The organism is Brevundimonas sp. (assembly GCF_031412435.1).
Taxonomy (GTDB): Bacteria; Pseudomonadota; Alphaproteobacteria; order Caulobacterales; family Caulobacteraceae; genus Brevundimonas.
This window is the reverse complement of record NZ_JANODA010000032.1, coordinates 17,704-34,068: the sequence shown is the minus strand read 5'-3', so window position 1 is coordinate 34,068 and position 16,365 is coordinate 17,704. Positions and strand designations below refer to the sequence as shown.

At 67.3% G+C, this 16,365-nt stretch carries 19 protein-coding genes and 1 tRNA gene; 10 read left to right on the top strand and 10 right to left on the bottom strand.

What is annotated here, in order from left to right; all coding sequences use genetic code 11:
• The first annotated feature begins 21 nt into the window (after positions 1–21).
• Positions 22–699, top strand: a complete 678-nt coding sequence (locus RMO01_RS06005; protein ID WP_309628132.1) for a murein L,D-transpeptidase catalytic domain-containing protein — start codon at positions 22–24, stop codon at positions 697–699.
• Positions 700–702: 3 nt separating this feature from the next.
• On the opposite strand, the gene purD is transcribed toward RMO01_RS06005, so the two are convergent.
• The gene (gene purD / locus RMO01_RS06000) at positions 703–1,980 is read right to left on the bottom strand and encodes a phosphoribosylamine--glycine ligase (protein WP_309628131.1); all 1,278 of its coding nucleotides are present in this window, start codon (positions 1,978–1,980) and stop codon (positions 703–705) included.
• A 47-nt stretch (positions 1,981–2,027) separates the two neighbouring features.
• A complete protein-coding gene (locus tag RMO01_RS05995; RefSeq protein WP_309628130.1) occupies positions 2,028–2,168 on the bottom strand; it encodes a hypothetical protein in 141 nt (46 codons plus the stop codon).
• A 79-nt stretch (positions 2,169–2,247) separates the two neighbouring features.
• On the opposite strand from RMO01_RS05995, the gene xseA reads away from it, so the two are divergent.
• From xseA to RMO01_RS05975, 4 genes are all read left to right on the top strand, one after another.
• Positions 2,248–3,840, top strand: a complete 1,593-nt coding sequence (xseA, locus tag RMO01_RS05990) for an exodeoxyribonuclease VII large subunit (protein WP_309628129.1) — start codon at positions 2,248–2,250, stop codon at positions 3,838–3,840.
• 39 nt (positions 3,841–3,879) lie between these two features.
• On the top strand, positions 3,880–4,074 hold the full coding sequence (locus RMO01_RS05985; RefSeq protein ID WP_309628128.1) for a DUF2093 domain-containing protein: 195 nt from the start codon (positions 3,880–3,882) through the stop codon (positions 4,072–4,074).
• Complete coding sequence (locus RMO01_RS05980; RefSeq protein WP_309628127.1) at positions 4,071–4,931, top strand: M23 family metallopeptidase; 861 nt, start codon at positions 4,071–4,073, stop codon at positions 4,929–4,931. Before RMO01_RS05985 ends, RMO01_RS05980 begins: the two co-directional genes overlap by 4 nt.
• Before the next feature lie 86 nt (positions 4,932–5,017).
• Entirely contained in the window at positions 5,018–5,551 is a 534-nt protein-coding gene (locus tag RMO01_RS05975) for a response regulator (protein WP_309628126.1), read from the top strand.
• 4 nt (positions 5,552–5,555) lie between these two features.
• Here the strand turns inward: RMO01_RS05975 and RMO01_RS05970 are convergent, their stop codons facing one another.
• On the bottom strand, positions 5,556–6,398 hold the full coding sequence (locus tag RMO01_RS05970; RefSeq protein ID WP_309628149.1) for a lipid A biosynthesis acyltransferase: 843 nt from the start codon (positions 6,396–6,398) through the stop codon (positions 5,556–5,558).
• Positions 6,399–6,477: 79 nt separating this feature from the next.
• A complete protein-coding gene (locus RMO01_RS05965) occupies positions 6,478–7,248 on the bottom strand; it encodes an SDR family oxidoreductase (protein WP_309628125.1) in 771 nt (256 codons plus the stop codon).
• Between the two features lie 109 nt (positions 7,249–7,357).
• Between RMO01_RS05965 and RMO01_RS05960 the strand changes: the two genes are divergently transcribed.
• Complete coding sequence (locus tag RMO01_RS05960) at positions 7,358–8,632, top strand: EAL domain-containing protein (RefSeq protein ID WP_309628124.1); 1,275 nt, start codon at positions 7,358–7,360, stop codon at positions 8,630–8,632.
• Between the two features lie 57 nt (positions 8,633–8,689).
• A complete protein-coding gene (locus RMO01_RS05955) occupies positions 8,690–9,124 on the top strand; it encodes an HIT family protein (RefSeq protein WP_309628123.1) in 435 nt (144 codons plus the stop codon).
• Here RMO01_RS05955 and RMO01_RS05950 read toward each other — a convergent pair.
• Positions 9,121–9,471: a DMT family protein gene (locus tag RMO01_RS05950; RefSeq protein WP_309628122.1), complete on the bottom strand. Its 351-nt coding sequence runs from the start codon at positions 9,469–9,471 to the stop codon at positions 9,121–9,123. The genes RMO01_RS05955 and RMO01_RS05950 overlap by 4 nt on opposite strands.
• 76 nt (positions 9,472–9,547) lie before the next feature.
• Here RMO01_RS05950 and RMO01_RS05945 point away from each other — a divergent pair.
• Together RMO01_RS05945 and RMO01_RS05940 are read left to right on the top strand one after the other, a co-directional pair.
• Positions 9,548–9,623 (top strand) — tRNA-Thr (locus RMO01_RS05945).
• A 241-nt stretch (positions 9,624–9,864) separates the two neighbouring features.
• Positions 9,865–10,518 carry a hypothetical protein gene (locus RMO01_RS05940; RefSeq protein ID WP_309628121.1) on the top strand — a complete coding sequence of 218 codons (654 nt, stop codon included), beginning with the start codon at positions 9,865–9,867 and terminating at the stop codon, positions 10,516–10,518.
• A gap of 24 nt (positions 10,519–10,542) precedes the next feature.
• Here the strand turns inward: RMO01_RS05940 and RMO01_RS05935 are convergent, their stop codons facing one another.
• The 3 genes from RMO01_RS05935 to RMO01_RS05925 form a co-directional block, all read right to left on the bottom strand.
• The gene (locus RMO01_RS05935) at positions 10,543–11,199 is read right to left on the bottom strand and encodes a class I SAM-dependent methyltransferase (protein WP_309628120.1); all 657 of its coding nucleotides are present in this window, start codon (positions 11,197–11,199) and stop codon (positions 10,543–10,545) included.
• Between the two features lie 73 nt (positions 11,200–11,272).
• On the bottom strand, positions 11,273–12,430 hold the full coding sequence (locus RMO01_RS05930; protein WP_309628119.1) for a glycosyltransferase family 4 protein: 1,158 nt from the start codon (positions 12,428–12,430) through the stop codon (positions 11,273–11,275).
• A 33-nt stretch (positions 12,431–12,463) separates the two neighbouring features.
• Positions 12,464–13,345, bottom strand: a complete 882-nt coding sequence (locus RMO01_RS05925) for an oligosaccharide flippase family protein (protein ID WP_309628118.1) — start codon at positions 13,343–13,345, stop codon at positions 12,464–12,466.
• Positions 13,346–13,356: 11 nt separating this feature from the next.
• Between RMO01_RS05925 and RMO01_RS05920 the strand changes: the two genes are divergently transcribed.
• Entirely contained in the window at positions 13,357–14,724 is a 1,368-nt protein-coding gene (locus tag RMO01_RS05920; RefSeq protein WP_309628117.1) for an O-antigen ligase family protein, read from the top strand.
• Here RMO01_RS05920 and aroB read toward each other — a convergent pair.
• Entirely contained in the window at positions 14,660–15,763 is a 1,104-nt protein-coding gene (gene aroB, locus RMO01_RS05915; RefSeq protein WP_309628116.1) for a 3-dehydroquinate synthase, read from the bottom strand. The genes RMO01_RS05920 and aroB overlap by 65 nt on opposite strands.
• Positions 15,760–16,329: a shikimate kinase gene (locus RMO01_RS05910; RefSeq protein WP_309628115.1), complete on the bottom strand. Its 570-nt coding sequence runs from the start codon at positions 16,327–16,329 to the stop codon at positions 15,760–15,762. Before RMO01_RS05910 ends, aroB begins: the two co-directional genes overlap by 4 nt.
• Positions 16,330–16,365: the final 36 nt, after the last annotated feature.

Here is a 16,365-nt window from a genome sequence, read left to right as displayed (position 1 = left end):
AACCGCTACGAAGGGCGTCGCATGCGGCTATCGAGACGGGGATTGATTCTGGGTGGTTCGGCGATGCTCGCCGGCTGCGCAACCGCACCCGCCATCGTCGAAACCCCGATCGTGCTGGCCGCCGCGGCGCCGCCGCCGCCGCTTCCGCGTATCCCGCAGATCACGCCGCCGCCGCTCGATCCGCGCCGTCTGGTCCGTCCGGAGCTCATGAGCCGCGCGATGGCCGCGCTCGACGTACACAGCCACCGCATCACCCTGCGCGACCGGATGTACCTGGTCGACTTCCAGAAATTCTCTGGTGACGCCCGCATGTTCGAGGTCGACCTGATCGGCGGCCGCGTCACCGCCTTCCGCACCTGCCACGGCCGCGGCTCGGATCCGGAACACTCCGGGTTCGCTCGCCGGTTCTCGAACACGCCGGAAAGCTACATGTCCTCGGTCGGCGCCTATGCGACCGCCGGCGCCGGCTGGGGCGCGCAGCAGGGTCCGAACGTCCTGCTCGACGGGCTGGAGTATTCCAACAACCTGGCTCGCGACCGCGCCATCATCGTCCACGGCGCCGACTATGCCGACCCGGACTTCCTGGCTCGCGAAGGCAAGCTCGGCCGCAGCTACGGCTGCTTCTCCACCGCCCACACCGACTTGCCGATGCTGCGTGAGCGCATGGGCGAAGGCCGCCTGCTGTTCGCCTACGCCTAGGGTCTATTCGCGCTCCAGCGCGCGCCAGCCGATGTCGGTGCGGTTGAAACCGCCGGGCCAGTCAATCTTCCGAACCGCCGCATAGGCCCGCTCGCGCGCCTCGGCGATGTCGTCGCCCTCGGCGCAGACGCTCAGCACCCGCCCGCCGACCGAGACAAGCGTCCCGTCCTCACGTCGCTGGGTGCCCGCGTGGAAAACCTGCACATGCGGGCCGAAGTCCTGCTCCGCGCCCCGGATGATCGAACCTTCCAGAGGGCTGTCGGGATAGCCCTTTGCGGCCATCACCACGCAGATCACCGTCTGCGGCTTGAACTCGGGCTCCAGCAGGCGCGACACATCCCCCCGCGCGCAGGCCAGCAGGTAGGGAACGATGTCCCCGGCCATCCGCATCATCAGGACCTGGCATTCCGGGTCGCCGAAGCGGGCGTTGAACTCCACGACCTTGGGACCCTCTTCCGTCGACATCAGCCCGACGTAGAGCACACCCTTGTAGGGCGCGCCCTCGGCCGCCATCGCCTTCAGCGCAGGCTGCACGATCCGACGGTTCGCCGTCGTCACCATGGCCTCGTCGAACACCGGCGCGGGTGAATAGGCGCCCATGCCGCCCGTATTGGGTCCCAAGTCGCCGTCGAAGGCCCGCTTGTGGTCCTGGGCGCCGCCGAACAGGACAGCGCGCTTGCCGTCGCACAGGGCGAACAGAGACCCCTCCTCGCCCTCCATGAACTCCTCGATGACGACGCGCGATCCGGCCGAGCCGAAACGCCCGCCCAGCATCCGCTCGATCTCGGCCTCGGCGTCGCGCCGGTCCGGGCTGATCGCCACGCCCTTGCCGGCCGCCAGACCGTCGGCCTTGATCACATAGGGCGGTTTGAAGACCTGCAGCGCGGCCTTGGCGTCCTTGACCCGATCATAGACGCCGTAATGGGCTGTCGGGATCTCGTGCCGCTCAAGGAAGGCCTTGGAGAAGGCCTTGGACGTCTCCAGCTGCGCCGCCTTGGCGCTTGGCCCGAAACAAGGAATGCCGGCCGCGTTCAGCAGGTCCGCGAGGCCGGCCGCCAGGGCGACTTCCGGCCCGACGACGACCAGCCCGACCTTCAGTTCGCGCGCCAGCCGCGCCAGACCTTCGGCGTCGTCGGCGCGCACATCGGCGATACACTCTGCGACCTTGGCGATGCCGGGATTTCCGGGCGCGCAGAACAACCGCTCGACCAGCGGCGATTGACGCATTTTCCAGGCCAGGGCGTGCTCGCGCCCTCCCGATCCGACCAGCAGGATATCCATGGGCGCGGAATGGCCGCGCCGGCCCCGATGGTCAAGGCCGCAGACGCCTACAGGACGGCGGAAATCACATAGACGACGGCCGCCAGCATCACCATCAGGAACACGACGAGCCAGAGGCTGACGGCGGGCGTATTGCTACGCCGCGACAGATCGCGTTCCCGCGGATCGTCGTCTTCACGGGGCGGCATGTGCTCGTCATTCATCATCGCTCGATATAGGGCGAATGCGGCGGTTTGCGCACCCCCGACGCGCCGCTAGAGTGACGCCATGACTGACGACTATGTCTTCGCAGGCCCCGCCGACGCCGAACCGGCTCCGGCCCGCGACAACAACCCTCCCCTGTCGATCTCGGAGCTGTCCTTCGCCCTGAAGCGCACGCTGGAGGACCGGTTCGGCCATGTCCGCCTGCGGGGAGAGGTGTCCAAGGTCAACCGCCACGCCTCGGGCCACATCTATCTGACGCTGAAGGACGACAAGTCGGCCATCGACGGCGTGGTCTGGAAGGGCTCGGTCCGCGGCCTCGGCGTCCAGCCGGAGACGGGCCTGGAGGTCATCGTCACCGGCAAGATCACCTCCTACCCGGCTCGCTCGTCCTACCAGATCGTCATCGAATCGATGGAGGCGGCCGGCGCCGGCGCACTGCTGGCCCAGCTCGAGCGGCTGAAGATCAAGCTCAGCGACGAAGGCCTGTTCGAGGCGGGCCGCAAGACGCCCATTCCCGTCTACCCCCGTACCATCGGGGTGATCACCAGTCCGACGGGCGCGGTGATCCGCGACATCCTGCACCGCATCGCCGAGCGCTGGCCCTGCCGGGTGATCGTCTGGCCGGTGGTGGTCCAGGGCGACGCCGCCTGCGGTCAGGTCAGCGCGGCCATCCGCGGCTTTGACGCCATGACGCCGGGCGGATTGATTCCCCGCCCCGACCTGCTGATCGTGGCGCGCGGCGGCGGCTCGGTGGAGGACCTGTGGTGCTTCAACGACGAGGGCCTGGCCCGCACCGTGGCGGCGGCGACCATTCCGATCATCTCGGCCGTGGGACACGAGACCGACACCACCCTGATCGACTTCGTCTCCGACCGCCGCGCGCCGACGCCCACCGGCGCCGCCGAACTCGCTACGCCCGTCCTCGCTGACCTGCGCGCCTTCGTCACAGATCTGGAGCGTCGTCTGGACCGGGCAGGCGCGCGGCTGCTGGAAGACCGTCGCGTGCGCCTGCGCTCTGTCGCGCGCGGCCTGCCCGCCCGGCCCGAGGAACTTGTCGCCCTGGCCCAGCAGCGCCTCGACCACGCCTCCAGCCGACTGGCCTCGGGTCTGGGCCGTAACACCGAACTGCACCATCGGCGACTCGTCGCCGTCGGCGGCCGGTTCGGGTCCGCCCTGCTCGATCGCGCCATCGAGAAGCGAAAGGCCCGGCTTGAAGGCCAGTCGACCCGGTTGATGGCCGGACTGGGCGCCAACGCCGCGGTGCACGAACGCCGCCTGCTGCGTGTCGCAGCTCGGCTGACCCTCGAGCCGATCCACCGCCGTCTCGACCAGCGGGTCGCCCGACTGGAGACCGTCGCGGCCCGTCTGTCCCGCCCCATCCCCCAGTCGCTGGAGCGGGCCGAAATCCGCCTCGCCGCCCTCGCCCGCGCCCTGGCCACCCTCGACCCGAAACGTCCCAAGCCCGGCTTCGCCCGTATCGACGACGAAACCGGCGCCATGGTGTCGTCCGCCGCCGCCCTGTCGCCCGGGCAGGCCGTGACCCTGGTCTTCCCGGACGGGTCAAAGGGTGCGTGGATCGAGGGCGACGGCCCGCCCCGGCCCAGGCCCGTCGTCAAACCGAAGGCGGCTCCGGCGACGCAAGGCGATCTGTTCTAGTCAGTGGTCTGCAACCGACGAAGCGGCTAATCTCATCCCATGACCTCCGCCCCCTCCCCCGCGACGCTGCACTACGGCGACGGCGAGTTCGCCGTGCTGAAGCCCGGCCCGTTCGTCCTGTGCGCCGTCTCCGGCCGCCCGATCCCGCTCGAAATCCTGCGCTACTGGTCCGTCGAGCATCAGGAACCCTATTTCAGCCCGACCGAAGCCCTGTCGCGGATGGTCGATCAGTGACGCCTTCGCGGCGCGGCCTGATCCTGGGCGCCGGCGCCGCATCTCTCGCCGGTCCCGCTTCAGCCCAGACGAACGATGGCCTCGCCCTGAACGGCCGCTTCGTCCAGGGCGGCTTCGTCATGGGCCGGTCGGCGCCGCGCGCCATGGTCTTCGTGGACGGCGAGGCCCTGACCACCGCCTCCGCCGCCGGCCTGTTCGTCGTCGGTTTCGACCGCGACGCCCCGCCCTCGGTCCAGTTGGAGGTGCGTAGCCAGAACCATGTCGCCCGCCGCACCCTGGCCGTCGCGCGCGGGACCTTCCCCTCGACCCGCGTCAACGGCCTGCCGCAGTCGACGGTGGAACCGTCGGACCCCGCCCTCCTCGCCCGCATCCAGCAGGAGATCGCGCTGAAGACCGAGGGCTTCGCCAGCCGCACGGAAACCGACGACTTCCAGTCCGGCTTCACCTGGCCGCTGGATACCTATCGCGTCACCAGTCTGTGGGGCTCCCAACGGGTCCTGAACGGCACGCCCGCCCGGCCGCACTTCGGCATCGACCTGGCCGCGCCCACCGGGTCACCCATCCGGGCGCCTGCGAACGGGGTGGTCACCTTCGCGCGCCCCGGCATGCATTTCGAGGGCGGCCTGACCCTGATCGACCACGGTCAGGGTCTGATCACCGCCTACCTGCATCAGTCGCGGATCGACGTCCTGCCGAACCAGCGAATCACACGTGGCGACGTCATCGGCCGGGTCGGAATGACCGGCCGCGCCACCGGCCCCCACCTGTGCTGGCGCATGAAATGGCGCGATCGGAACTGCGATCCGTCTCTCATGGTGGGGCAATCGGCGCCGGAAACCGGTTACTCAACCCGCTAGGCTCTTGTTCCGCGTGGACCTTGCCGCGCTTTACCCGTAGCATCGCCGACCAGACCGCCGTAGGGGCGGCGCCGGCCTGTCACCAAATGTCTGCCCTTCAATCGCTCAATATCCTGCTGGTCGACGATAACCAGCACATGCGAGCCATCACGTCCGCCATCCTGCAATCGGCCGGTATCCGCAACATCCGTGAGGTGTCGGACGGCGCGATGGCGCTCGACGTCGTGCGCGATCACGAGGTCGATCTGGCCATTGTCGATTTCAACATGTTCCCGCTGGACGGGGTGGAGTTCACCCGCCTGGTCCGCAACAGCCTCGACAGCGCCAACCCCTATCTGCCGATCATCATGATGACCGGACATTCGGAAAAGCATCGCGTGGTCGAGGCCCGCGACGCCGGGGTGACCGAGTTCGTGGTCAAACCGATCACCGCCAAAGCCGTCTTTGACCGCATCCAGGCCGTGATCCTGCGCCCGCGTCCGTTCGTGAAGACACAGGGCTATTTCGGCCCGGACCGGAGACGAACCGCGACCGCTCTCAACTATCGGGGCCCGCGACGGCGCTCGACCGACGTGGCGCAATCCGCTTCGACGGACATCGACGGCGTCGGCACAGCCTGAGCGCTCAGGCGTCCTGCTCCAGCGCCATGTAGACCCGGTCGGGCCACCGCTTGTGGACCCAGAACCAGTCCACCGGATGCTCGCGCACCCTCTCTTCGATAAAGGTCGTGATCGCCTGCACCCCGCGAGCGATGTCACCCGCCCGGTCGCCGGTGTTCGCCAGTTCGATCGGCTCGTGCGCCGTAACCAGGAACCGCACGCCAGGCAGCCGCACCACCGACATCGGCTGCAGCACAGTCCCGAAACGCAGCGCCAGCCGGCTCGGCCCCGGCGCCGCGTTCACCGGCTGGCCGAAGAACACCACCTCCGGCCCTTCCGAGAATTTCTGGTCGTTCATCAGGGCGACGCTCTCGCCCCGCGCCATCCCGGCCAGCAGCTCGCGCGCCCCGTCCCCGCCCTTCGGTGCGAACAGTTTGATGCCGTAACGCGCCCGCGCCGCGATGATCTGGGCGTCCACATAGGGGTTGTTGGCCGCGCGATAGGTGACCTGCACCGGCACGCCCGAGGCCACCAGCACCGCCGCCATCGTCTCGATATTCGCCAGGTGGCCGGAGACAAACACGACCGGCTTGCCGGATGCCCGGATGGCCTCCAGCCGCTCGGCCCCGACGATGTCGATCCGCCCTGACGCCGGGGTCAGTCTGTCCATCACCGCCGTTTCAGCGAAGGTTCGTCCCGTCTGTTCCCATTGCGCCAGGGCCAGTCTCTGACGCTCGTCCTCCCCAATGTCAGGGAAGGCGATCCGCAGGTTCCGAAGGACGGTCTTCTGCGTCCCCGTGATCGGCCCCAACGTTCGCAGAAGCCAGCCGCCGAAGTTGGAAGCCCGTTGCAGCCCGATCAGCCGCATCAGGCCGATGAAACCGGCGAACGCTGCCGCTTCCAGCCGCCAGATAAGGTCCTGGCGAAGGCCCGGGCCCTTGACGACCTCACCAGGCAATCGTCAGCCCGCCGTCCACCACAAGGGTTTGACCGGTCACATAGGACCCCGCCTTCGAGCACAGATAGACGGCCGTGCCCGCGATCTCGTCCGGCTGACCGATACGCTTCATCGGATTGGGCTCGACCGTCGCCTTCAGGACTTCCTCGTTCTCCCACAGGTATTTGGCGAAGTCGGTCTGGATCAGGCCCGGAGCGATGCAGTTGACCCGCACGTTCGACGGCCCCCACTCGACGGCCAGATTTCGCGCCAGCTGCATGTCCGCCGCCTTCGAGACGTTGTAGGCGCCGATCAGGGCGTTGCCGCGCAGCCCTCCGATGGACGAGATGATCAGGATTGCACCGTCCTTCCGCTCCAGCATCTGCGGCGCGACCATCTGGGTCAGCCAGTGGTTCGACAGGACGTTGTTCTGGAAGATCTTCTGGAACTGCTCGTCGGCGATGCCCGCCATCGGTCCGGCATAGGGGTTGGAGGCGGCGTTGCAGACCAGGATGTCGATCTTGCCCCAGGCCGCGTTGGTCTCGTCGACCAGCCTCTGCAGGTCCCCCTTCGACGCGATATTCGCCGGGATCGCCATGGCCCGGCCCTCGCCGTACTTGCCGTTGATTTCCTGGACGACCTCTTCGCAAGGTCCGGCCTTGCGCGAAGAGATCACGACCCTGGCTCCATGCTCGGCCATCCGTTCGGCAATCGCCTTGCCGATACCCTTGGAGGAGCCGGTGATAACGGCGACCTTGCCGCTCAGATCGAACAATTCCATGCGTATCCCCTGTTTCGGCGTGCTTTCTGTTCCGCACACCCTAGCTGTTTCGTCCTGATACCCCGATACTCGGACGATTCCATCCGGGAAGTCGGACTTCACCGTTCCCATGCGCGCACTGACCAACGGTTTCCTGTTCTTCGGCTACGTCTTCCTCGCGATGACGGTCGGCGCCTTCCTGTGGCGGGCGGGTCTCGGCATCGGACCGGGCGTGGCGGCGACGCTGGGCGTTCTCGGCGTCCTGACCGCCGTCCACGCGATCTTCACCGGTATCGGCGAACGCAAGGCCCTGCGCGCCGAGATCGGTCAGGTCCGCGAGGCCCACCGCCTGCTGGCGGACGCCATGGAGCAGACCCAGACCGCGCTGGGCGATCTGGCCACCGCCATCGAGGCCGGGGCCCTGTCGCGCACCGACGAACTGACCGGCGAAGTCCGCATGCTGGAAGACCTGATCCAGCAGATGAGCGTCTCGATCGACGAGCGGCTCAAGGTCGCCCCCATGGTCGCCCCCGACAGCGTCGAGGCCCGCCGTCACCACCAGTCGAACCTGCTGCTCAAGACCGTCCACGACGCCCTCTCCGAGAACCGCGTCGACCTGTATCTCCAGCCCGTCGTCACCCTGCCCCAGCGCCGCACGGTCTTCTACGAGAGCTTCACCCGCCTGCGCGATTCGACCGACCGCGTCATGATGCCGGCCGAGTATCTGTCGATCGCCGAGGGAGAGGGTCTGGTCCCGGCGATTGATAACCTGCTGCTCTTCCGCTGCGCCCAGATCGTCCGCCGTCTGGCCCGTCAGGATCGCAAGGTCGGGGTCTTCTGCAACGTCGCCCTGTCGTCCCTCGGCGACGAGACCTTCTTCCCGCAGTTCCTGGAGTTCCTCAGCGAGAACCGCGACCTGAACCAGGCCCTGATCTTCGAGCTGGGTCAGGCGACCTTCGACGCCCGCGGCGCGGTCGAGGCGCGCAACATGGCCAAGCTGGCCGATCTCGGCTTCCGCTTCTCGATCGACAAGGTCCAGACGCTGGATCTCGATTTCAACGACCTGCAGCGGTCCGACGTCCGGTTCGTGAAAGTCGCCGCCGACCTGCTGATCGAACAGCTCCTCGACCTCGACGGCGGCTCGCCGATCCCGTCCCTGCGCGACATCCAGGCCGCTGACTTCGCCCAGCTGACCCGCCGCTACGGCATCGAGGTCATCGCCGAAAAGTGTGAGTCGGAACGCCAGATCGTCGACATTCTCGAACTCGATATCTCCATGGGACAGGGCCACCTCTTCGGCGAACCCCGCGCCATCAAGGAAGCGGTGCTGGCCGAGACCGACCCGCCCGCCGACTTCGTGCGATCCACGCTGATCTCCGCCGAGAAGCGCAGGCGCTACGCCTAGGCCCTTTCGCCAACTTCCCGTCTGCGCCGCGCGCCGAAGGATATCAGGTCGATCCCCATGACCCTGCACGCACCCTACGACCCGTCCAATATCTTCGCCAGGATCCTGGCCGGCGAGATCCCCAGGGTCACGGTGTGGGAAGACGACGCCGTCCTCGCCTTCATGGACGTCTTCCCCCAGTCCGAGGGCCACGTCCTGGTCATCTCCAAGACCTCCACCGCCCGCAACCTGCTGGAGGTCGAGCCCGAGACCCTGACGACGCTAATTGCCGCGACCCAGCGCACCGCCCGCGCGGTTGAGAAAGCCCTCGGCCCCGACGGCTTCTCGATCATGCAGTTCAACGGCGAGGCCGGTGGCCAGACCGTCTTTCACCTGCATTTCCACGTCATCCCCCGCTGGTCCGACCGCCCTCTGCAGGGCCACGGCCAGGCCGGCATGGCCGATATCGAGGACCTGAAGGCGACTGCGGCCAGGATCGCGGCCGCCCTCTAGAACGGTCCGCGGAACACGAACCAGGCCCCTGCGAAGATCAGGGCGAAGCCGCAGGCGTGGTTCAGCGTCAGCTTCTCGCCCAGCACCGTCACCGAGAAGACGGCGAAGACCAGCAGGGTGATCACCTCCTGCATCGTCTTCAATTCGGCCGCCGAATAGACCTGATGCCCGATCCGGTTCGCCGGCACCGCCAGACAGTATTCGAAGAAGGCGATGCCCCAGCTGACGATCACCACGATCCACAGCGGCTTGGACCCGAACTTCAGATGGCCGTACCAGGCGAAGGTCATGAAGACGTTCGACAGCACCAGCATGACCACGGGCAAGACATAGGACGGGTTCGGCATGGCGTTTGTTAGCTTGCGCCCTCGCCCTCGCGCCAGCTAAACCCCGCGCCTGATCACCGCCTTCGGTGGTCCTGGGGCCGGCTTAGCTCAGTTGGTAGAGCGCCAGTTTTGTAAACTGGATGTCGCGGGTTCGATTCCTGCAGCCGGCACCACCCTTCCAATCCCTCATGGTCAAGAATGCCCGCGCGGATGAGCGGGAGGCGCGACCTGTGACGCATCCTCGGCCCCGAGGGCGACGTGCTGGACCCGCTACGCGGATCCGGTGAAGCGCGAGCGGCATGCCCTTCTCATGGTTGTATTTCTTCTATACTTCAATCTAGCGGTGCGGGTCGATAGCCGAGCAGTTTGGCTGCGGCCTCTGCCTACCCATTCACCGTCGAGGAAGGTCCGGCCATGCGCTTTGAGGAAGCTGAGAAAATCGGCCGGTTGCTGGCGGAGCTTCCCGGGGACATCAGTCCCGTCATCGAGCTGGGCTCGTCCACGACGACATTCCGCACCGTTCAGCAACCCCACATTGACCGGTTCATCCATGCGCCCCTGCGGGCGCGTGGCGTCAAGGTCGTTCACACAGATCTTCGCGACGGTGACGGCATCGATGTCAGCGGCGACATCTACGAGCCCGATGTGCGGGAACGCCTGGCGTCACTGGGCGCGAACACCGTGCTCTGCTGCAACATCTTCGAACACGTGACCGACCGATCGAACTTCGCGTCGATCTGCGACGAGATCCTGCGGCCGGGCGGCTTCATCATCGTCAGCGTCCCCTACCGCTACCCTTACCATCTCGACCCCATCGACACGATGTACCGGCCGGCCCCTGAAGAGCTGGTCGACCTTTTTCCGGGCTACGAGGTGCAGGTCGCCGAACCCGTAGTCGGGGGATCGTTCTGGACGGATCTCGACCGACGGCCTGTCGGGGTGCTGAAGTCAGTGGTCCGCGTACTCATGCTCCGCGGGGGCTGGCGAGAGAGCCTGTCTCGCCTTCACCGACTGACCTTTCTCTTCAGGCCGTATCAGGTGTCCGTTGCGGTCCTGCGAAAGCCATAGGACGTCCTGGGACCCGAACGGAGGCTAGGCGCAGGTTGCATCCGCGACCACCTGCAGCCGCCCGGCCCGGATCGCCTTGAACCAGCGCGCCTGCTCGGCGCCGATCAGCCGCCCCAGTGTGCCGGGTCGCGCCCAGTGGGTGAATCGCGCCTGTTCGACCTTGAAACCGCTCACCGACAGGAGATTGCCCAGGGCCATGGGCGTCCAGGTGAACAGGTGCTGATCAGGGTCGCTCGCCGACCATTGGCGATGCTGACGGTTCAACAGCACATCCTCGTAGGGCACGATCAGACGAAGCCGCCCTGAGGGACGGAGGACACGGCGAAGGCCCAGAAGCACCGCCTGCGGATTGGGGACATGCTCCAGCGCATGGAAACTGATCGCCACGTCGATGCTGGCGTCCTCGATCTCATCCAGATGGCCCACCACCCGATCAAGAACCTTGCGCGCTTCAGCGCCCGACACCTCGCTGACCTCTACTCCGATCCGCTTCGCGGCCGGCAAGGACGAAACGATTCCGCCCGTCGCGCAGCCAAAGTCCAAAACCGTATCGGAGGCCGTGGTGACGCCTTCGAAATAGACCGCGCGAACCTGCTGTTCTTCGGCCGAGCGTCCACTCGCCCTGCGCGCATGGTAAGCCTCACCTCCGACGCCCGTGTAACGCTCTATCGCGACCGACATGATGCACTCCTCCAGAGATGATCCAGCATAGGCCATATCCGCAGCCTGGGCTGTGCTCGCAGACCCACGGTTTTCAACCGTTTTGCAGTGCACCCATGTGGCTGGAAATGACCTCAAGGGTCCGCCGGGCGACATGGTCGATCGCGAACTGTCCCGCGATGTAGTCATAGGCCTTCGCCGCCATGACGCGGCGCTCGGCGTCCGGGAGCGCCATCGCGCACTGCATCAACACGGACAACTCTGCGGGGTCCGCCGTCGCCGCGACGAACCCCCACTCGCCGTCGGAAACCAGGTCTCGCACGCCGCTCGCTTCGGCAACGACCGGAATGAGCCCATGTGCCATCGCCTCGAGCAACGAGTTGGACTGGCCCTCGGCTTGCGAAGCCGACAGGAAGAAGTCGCCTTGCGTCAGATAGGGTTGAACATCGTCCTGCCTGCCCGGGAGATGGACGAACTCTGCGACACCCAGACTGGACGCGCGTTCCGCCACGTTCCCGATATCGGAGCCGGTCCCCACGATGGTGAGGTCGGCGACGTATCCCTGCGCCCGAGACAGCGCCAGCGCCTCGACGAGCACCGGGACGTTCTTGTCCGGCTCGATACGCCCGGTGTACAGGAATCGATGTCCGGTTCTGGTCGCCTGAAACGCCTCGAACATGTCCCGCGTCGGCGCCTGGACACCATTGGATATCTCGATGATCTTTGCGCCCGGCACGCCGTAGCCCTTCAGATCGGCGACGATTTCCCGGCTGTTGGCGACAAATCCGTCGGCGTGCGCCCGGATCAGGCCTGCGATCAGACGTCCGTACCCCCCCGCCTTTGACTCCAGCGCCTTGAAGTCACCAACCTCACCGCCGCCGCCGAGTTTGATGAACAGAGGCTTTCCCAGCGCCATCCGGGACAACAGCCCCGGAAGGGCGTGCAGGCGGGCGTGAAACACATAGACGGCGTCGATGTCGCGTCGCCGCCTCACCCAGGCAAGCACCCTGATCGTCCATGCGATCGTGGACCCTATGCGACGGCCGCCGAAGTTGGGGTAGTCCCGCAGCCTTACCGTTAGGTTCGCGCCGAAATCGGTCGCGACTTCTGCGGACCCGGACAGGCGGCACGGAGCCACGATCGTCACCCGGACGCCCAGCGCAGCCATCGCGCGGGCCAGAAGCTCCGCCTGTCGCTCCGCCCCCCCGTAGTTTTCCTGCAAGCAGCCTGGAACAATCAGCGCGATGTGCATGGTCGGTCACTCACGGGGTCAGGGGTTCGAAGGTCACGCCTGGGCACGCGCGCGACGGACGACGCCGACGACGGATCGCGCGAAATGATCCCGCGCGTTCGACCATTCGGGGCCAAGCAAGACCCTCGGCGCAATCGCCAGGAACAGGGCGGCGGCCAGCAGCCCGGCGCCGCCGCCGAAGAGGTGTCTGACCCAGAACCAGGTCTCGGGGACCGCCATCGCGGCCAGGCCGTCAACGATCCCGAAAATGGCGACCGGCAGCAACGCTCTCGCATGCAACCTTAGAAGTTCGCCGACGGGAATGGCCACCAGCGACCCGGCGTAGCCAACCGAGATCAGGTAGTAGATCCACATCGCCGCAGACAGGAAGGCCGCGACATGCAGCAGACCGAACAGGCCGCCAATGAAGGCCGCGCCGACCAGCAAAGCCGCCTGGATGGCTGACCTCACCGCCGTTCCGGTCGATCCCCCCAGCCCGAAAGCCACGCTCTCCGTCACCTTGTAGGCGCAGCGGGGCAGCAGACCGAGCGCCAGCAACTGCAGGATCGGGATCACTTCGAGCCAGGCCGGCCCGAGCAGAAGTCGGACAATGGCAGGCGCGTGCAGCGCGGCGGCCACGGCGGCAATTCCGAAAATCGGCAGACCCAGGCGCAGGGCGCTCTCCATGACGGCGCGCGCGCGGAGCGTATCGCCCCGCAGTTTTGCGAAGGCGGGGAAGAGAACACGCTGGACCGGCGTCGACACCAGCGCGCTGATGATATCGACCAATCGCCAGCCACGACTGACGGTGACGCCGGCTACTACTACGGGGCCTACAAGTCGTACTACACGGCCTGATGCCGACGGATCCGCGCGTGCGCCGGGCGGGACTGCGGGGATCGGGCCTTGCTGTCGGGATGCCGCCGGCCGTTTCATCCGGAGTGCGCATGGCCACGCTCGGCCTGGTTCCGGCGACCGTTTTCCTGGCCCATTTTTTCTACGGAGCCGCCCTCGATCTACCGGCCCTGGTGCTCTTCGCCGCCTTGTCGACCATGCTGTCGATCGCGCTGATCTCGGGGCGGGCGCGGGCGGATCTGGCGCGCCTCACCCCCACGGGAGCGGTCTTTCTTTCGTTTGCGGTCGTTGTTCTCGTGGCCGCCTGGACCCTGACCCCCGCAACGCCCGGAGGGCCGCATCCGATCTGGGTGTGGGCGGGCATGTCGCCGGCCTCCACGATCAACAAGTCGGCGACCGTGATCGAAATCTTGAAACTGCTGGGCCTGGGCAGCGTCTTCACCCTGGGCTGTGTGCTCGGCGCGACCTCCGAGAGAGGACGGGCCGTCTTCGGCCTGATCCTGGGCCTCGGAGGCATCTATGCGATCTTCAGCCTGGGACTGTTCCTGGGCGGCGGCCAGATCGCCTCGGGCGGCGGACGTCTGGCCGGCGGCTTCTACACGCCCAATGTCGCCGGCACCCAGTTCGGCGTCCTTGTCGTCCTGTGCTCGGCCTGGATGGTTCGCCAGTGGGCGCAGGCTTCAGGTCAGACGCCGATGGGTCGCGTCGCCGTGCTGGCGCCGGTAGCGGCTCTGCTGATCCTCTTTTCCGCCTGTCTGCTCCTGACCGCATCGAGGGCCGCGATCACCGCGACCGTTGTGGCGGCCGTGATGTTCCTGGGCTGGTCAGCGCTGGACAATCGCCGATCGCGTTGGCCCCTCCTGGCGCTGGGCGGCCTGGCAATCCTGATTGCGGTGCTGTTTCTGGTTCAGGGAAACACCCTGTTCGTCGACCGCTTCGGAAGTCTCGCGCTGGGCGATGGCACGCGCTCGGCTGTGGCGGCGGCTCACTGGCGCGCCTTCCTGGACTCTCCGCTGCTCGGCTATGGGCTCGGCAGCTACCCCCAGGTCAACAACCAGATCATGACGGCCTCGAACGCAGCGGCGCTGTCGGTCAGCGTGGTCCAGCACAACGCCTATCTGCAGTGGCTGGAAGAGGCGGGACTGCTTGGCGCGGCGCCCATGTTCGCCCTGATCGCCATCATCCTTGGAGCGACAGCCTGGCGGGCGGTGCGCCGTCCCCGAAACCGGACGCTGGTGGCGGGCCTGTTGGCCGCCTCGGTCGTCGTTCTCCTTCACGCGGCTGTGGACGTGCCGCTCAACACCCCGTCGTTCGAGGCCTTCTGGTCCCTGCTGCTAGGCCTGGGCTTTGCACTGTCCCAGGCGCAACCTCGATCACTGCGGCCGATCCAGGCGTTCAGTCCGCGCCCTCTTCTCCCAGGAAGGCCCGCAGCACATCGACGTCGACCGTCTTCTGCATGAAGGCCTCGCCGATGCGGCGCGCCAGGATCAGGGTGATGCCCCCGCCTTCTGCCTTCTTGTCCCCGGCCATGAGGGCGATCAGCCGCTCGGCCTGGAAGGCCCCCGCCTGATCCAGACGCGTCGGCAAGCCGGCGGCGGCAATCACCGTCTCGACCCGCTCCGCATCCGCTGCGTCGCAGAGGCCCTGACGTACCGAGAAGCGGAAGGCCATACAGCAGCCGAGCGCCACGGCCTCGCCATGCGCGAGCGCCGCCTCCTCGAAGCCCAGTTCCGCCTCGATGGCGTGACCGAAGGTGTGGCCGAGGTTCAGCAGGGCGCGGCGGCCGGCCTCCTTCTCGTCCTCGCCGACGATCGCCGACTTGATCTCGACCGAGCGCACCACGGCCCGCTCCAGCGCCGCCGGATCACCGCGCACGCCGTCCGCCCCATCGCCGGCCAGCCAGTCGAAGAAGGCCGCGTCGCAGATCAGCCCGTGTTTCAGCACCTCTGCCCAGCCGGACCGCAGCTGAACTTCCGGCAGGGTCGCCAGGACGTCGATATCGGCCAGCACCAGCCGGGGCTGGTGGAAGGCGCCGACGAGGTTTTTGCCACGCGGCGTGTCGATCGCCGTCTTGCCGCCGACCGACGAGTCCACCTGGGCCAGAAGGGTCGTCGGGACCTGTACGAAATCGATCCCGCGCATGTAGAGGGCCGCCGCCAGACCGGCCAGGTCGCCGACGACGCCGCCGCCGAAGGCCACGACCACATCCTTGCGATCCAGCCCGGCCGCCAGCAGCCGGTCCATCAGCCGCTCAAGCTCGGCGAAAGACTTGGACGCCTCCCCCGCTGGAACCGCCACGATCTCCGACTGCACGCCCGCCGCCGCCAGCGAGGCCTGCAGCGCCGGGCCGTGGATCGCCGCCACTGTCTCGTCAGAGACGATCACGGTGCGCCCGCGCGCCAGCGGCGCGATCCGTGCGCCCGCCTCGCCCAGCAGCCCGCGTCGGACCACGACGTCATAGGCCGCGAACGATCCGCCGGAGACCGAAACCGTCGTCATGCCGTCGCTCCGCTGGTCCAGTAGTCGTTCAACGCCGCCACGATCGCCTCGACCGCCTGATTGTGCGCGCCCGCGCCGACATCGACGATGACGTCGGCGGTCGCCTCGTAAACGGGGTAGCGGACCTCCGCCATCGCCTTCAACGCCACCAGAGGGTCCTTGCCGCGCAGCAGGGGCCGGGTGTCGCGCCGCTGCACGCGCTGGGCCACCACCTTCAGGTCGGCCCGCAGCCAGACGGCGGTCGCGTGTTCCTTCATCAGCTCGCGCGTCTCGGGGTTCAGCACGGCGCCGCCTCCGGTGGCCAGCACGATGGGCGGCCCTTCCAGCAGGCGGCGCATGACCCGCGCCTCGCCGGCCCGGAATTCGGCCTCTCCCAGCTGGGCGAAGATTTCGGACACCGTCATCCGCGCCGCCGTCTCGATGGCGTCATCGCCGTCGACGAAAGGCAGACCCAGCCGTTGCGCCAGTCGGCGCCCCACGGTCGATTTGCCCACCCCCATAAGCCCCACCAGAGCTATGGTGCGGGTCGGCACGGGAATCGCGGCGGCCGACGGTCTGGCGCTCACGGTCGGTCTCGGCGGGAGGAGTTAAGGCAAGCCATG